Below are 3236 nucleotides of genomic sequence, written 5' to 3'. Positions count from 1 at the left end.
GCGCCTGCGGCGCAACAGCCTGTGTGGGCACCTTCTTCAGCATGAAAAGCTCCTTTTCTGGACAGCTGTTTTACAGCAAATCTGTGTCCAGAAAAATCCGGGCCGCGGCAGGATCAAGCATGAGCATGGCAAGGGTGACGAAATGAAGATCGGCGAGAGTTTCGGGCAGGCGCTCGTAGTCGTGCGCTAGTCGCCTGAATCTGTTGAGCCGCCCGAAGCTACGTTCAACGACCTGGCGACGAGGCAGCAAAACGGGGCCCTTTTATGCCTCAGGAAGTTTGATCGTTTAAAGCTCGGTCCCCTCGTCGAGTGCCGCCCGCGCGGGTTCTTGGCCGGTGAACCCTGATCGGCAAATGCCACTTTCACCGTTTGCCCGGTTACATGTAGTACCTGGCACAGCTCCGCTACTTGTACGCGCTCCTGTTCATTTGCCGGCGCGATGTACACAGCAAGGAGATTACCCAGCATATCGACTGCCATATGAACCTATATAAATATGTGAATTGATAAGAGGCCGCTTCAAAAAAGACTACTCCATACGTCTGAAAATATTCCAGCAGACGAGGGGGAGCCGAGTTTGAGGAATACTTCGTGAGTGTCGCCGCGACGCTCAAAGCGAATACAAAGACGTCGGAAATTGTGAAGCCTTGCGTGAGTACGCTCGACCATCCAACGAAATTTTTCGTTCAGTGCGGCCCGGTTCGAAACCCGCCGGCGGTCTGGATATTTCTTGCGTCGTGGATTTGGCGGCGGCAGCAAAGGTTCGATCAATGCCCATAGCTCGTCATCAATGATCGGTGTGCTCAATCCTTTGGTTTCCGTTGTTTAAACGACCAGGGGGCTAACAGCCTGCCGATAAGGCTAACAGCCCCTTTCGGCGTTTTTTGAAATGGTCTATAAAACTATAACCGGACGTTTTTGTTATATTGCAATAGTAATCATGCATTAATAAATATTTATGAAGATAATCAAAAATGCATGGGAGCGTGAGTTGCAGGATTTGCACGAACGGCTTGCCGGTCTGTTCAGGCGTGCGGAACCTCGACAGCGATTGATGGCCTATCTGAAAGGACTGCTCGGTACTGCGGAGTGCAAGAACCGATGGCAACTTGCCGAATGGATTGGCGAGCCACACCTGACGGCGTGCGACACCTGATCGAGCGGGCGCAGTGGGATGCCGATGGCACACGCGACGTTCTGTGCAGGTATGTCATCCAAAGGCTGGGCGAGCGTGATGTCGTGCTGCTCGAAGACGAGACGGGTTTCGTCAGGACGGGACTGCACCCGGTCGGTGTGCAACGCCAGTACAGCAGCACAGCAGGCCGTATCGAGAACAGTCAGATCGATGTGTTTCTCTACTATACCGGTCATGGTGGCAGTGCATTCGTCATGTGCCTCAGGTGTGGACCAACGATTCCGCGCGCTGCAAGGCGTCGGACGTTCCAGATACAGTGACGTTTGCGACAAAACCGCAGCTCGGCCGTGTCGTGCTTGAGCGGGCACTGGATGACGGCGAGCCGTGTGGCTCGGTCACAGGCAACGAGGATCTATGGTAGCGACCGCCATTTGCGGCTATGGCCTGAGTCGCGCGAACAGCCCTTCGTGATGGCGGTCGTAAAGAATGAACTCCTTTGGTGGAAGGGACCCGATTATGTGCGTGCCACCACGGATCGAGGAGTGCTTGCCCGGACAGGCATGGCGACGCCTTTTTTCGATGGACACGGGGACTAGGGGCGAGCGTCGGTACGACTGGGCGCTCATGCCGTTATGGTGCCTGCAAATTACATCCAGGGAACGCCGCTTCGGACACTACCCGCTGGCTCGGCGCAGTCTCGATGAAAAGCGCGAACATGCATACTAGTTGGTCTATGCGCCGCGTCGTCTGGCCAAACTGCAGACGCTGGCCAATGTCGCGGGCCACCGATGGGAAATCGAAGTCGGCTTTGAAGCAACAAAGGCGAGTGCGGCCTGGATCAATACGAGGTGCGTCGATGGCCGGGATGGTACCGGTACATTACACTGGTACTGCTCGCTCATGCTGCGCTCGTTATCCTGCGGACGCACAGCAAAAACTTTTGAAGGTGGCGTCCTGGAGACTCGTCAGTTGTTGTGCCGCCTCTTATGGAACGCCGTTCATGCGAGCGATCATGTACTGAACTGGTCAAGCTGGCGGCGCATGGGGTTGTCGGTATAGTCGAAGGGAATAGCCGCGACTGCGGGACCCTCGACTGCCGTCGCTGCGCGGAACGTTGCACGAAGCGTGTCGTCGGAATTGACAGCAAAGCCCTTAGCCCCGAACGATTCGGCACAGGCCTTGAAATCGATGGGGCCGAACTCGACCCCGGAGCGACGTCTGTATTTGTTGGTCTCCTGGATCGCGACCATGTTGTACATGTTGTCAACCCAGATCGCATGAACAATGTTGCTCCGAAGACGGACGGCCGTTTCGAGCTCCATACTCGAGTGCATGAAACTGCCATCTCCAGATACGGAGATGACTTTTTGACCGGGCCGCACAAGCGAAGCTGCGATCGCCCAAGGCAGCGCGACGCCCATCGTCTGTTGGCCATTTGTGAAAAGAAGCTGACGCGCGCGGAAGCTTTGGAGGTAGCGCGCAATCCAGATATGGAAATTGCCCATGTCGACACGAATCGTGGTGTTTGCATCGACGACATCCTGCAATTCCTTCACGATTCGTAGTGAATGAGTCGGAGCACCTCTGAGCGAAGCTGATTTTTTTCGCGAGCGCGGCTCGATAGGTGGACAGCGTAGATAGAATCGCCGCCTGTGCAGAAGAGATCGCTTTGCGCTCGATAACTTCCGAGGTAAGCAAATCCAGTGTGCGTGCGATGTTGCCTACGAGCTCAACGGCAGAACGATAGTGCGGATCAGCATCTGCTGGTACCGCGTCAACATGAACCAACGCCCGACGTCCGTTCTTGTTCCAGAAAGGCGGTTCGTACTCGACGGGACTGTAACCCACCGTGACGACGACATCCGCCTAGACGAGTAGTTCGTCGCCAGGCTGATTGTTCCAAAGTCCAACTATTGAGTTTCCCATAAAACATGACAACCGATTCGATGCTGGCGCGTTATATCTCTAACGGATTGAATGGAGATACGCACCATGGCAAAGAAGCCGTTGGACGAGGCAACGAAGAAACGCTTGCGGGCCGGCCGCATGCTTCTGGCGGGCAAAGGCCCGGCAGAAGTGGCACTGGCCGTGGGGGTAGCCC

General features: G+C 55.6%; 1 protein-coding gene and 5 pseudogenes. 2 read left to right on the top strand and 4 right to left on the bottom strand.

The annotated features are described in order from the left end of the window. Positions 1-70 precede the first annotated feature (70 nt). The 3 pseudogenes from HV796_RS46285 to HV796_RS46280 form a co-directional block, all read right to left on the bottom strand. Positions 71-486 (bottom strand): annotated as a pseudogene (locus HV796_RS46285) (transposase); the annotation flags it as partial. A gap of 43 nt (positions 487-529) precedes the next feature. Further along, positions 530-681, bottom strand: a pseudogene (locus tag HV796_RS41090) (IS5/IS1182 family transposase); the annotation flags it as partial. A gap of 3 nt (positions 682-684) precedes the next feature. Further along, positions 685-807 (bottom strand): annotated as a pseudogene (locus tag HV796_RS46280) (IS5/IS1182 family transposase); the annotation flags it as partial. A 151-nt stretch (positions 808-958) separates the two neighbouring features. Between HV796_RS46280 and HV796_RS46275 the strand changes: the two are divergent. Beyond that, positions 959-2079 (top strand): annotated as a pseudogene (locus HV796_RS46275) (IS701 family transposase). A gap of 66 nt (positions 2080-2145) precedes the next feature. Here HV796_RS46275 and HV796_RS43730 read toward each other — a convergent pair. Continuing rightward, the gene (locus HV796_RS43730) at positions 2146-2691 is read right to left on the bottom strand and encodes a thiamine pyrophosphate-dependent enzyme (protein ID WP_217478212.1); all 546 of its coding nucleotides are present in this window, start codon (positions 2689-2691) and stop codon (positions 2146-2148) included. A gap of 436 nt (positions 2692-3127) precedes the next feature. On the opposite strand from HV796_RS43730, the pseudogene HV796_RS41075 reads away from it, so the two are divergent. Then, positions 3128-3236: pseudogene (locus HV796_RS41075) on the top strand (IS630-like element ISCARN39 family transposase); the annotation flags it as partial.

It is taken from the genome of Paraburkholderia humisilvae, from assembly GCF_902859855.1.
Taxonomy (GTDB): Bacteria; Pseudomonadota; Gammaproteobacteria; order Burkholderiales; family Burkholderiaceae; genus Paraburkholderia; species Paraburkholderia humisilvae.
This window is presented reverse-complemented; position numbering and strand designations above follow the sequence as displayed.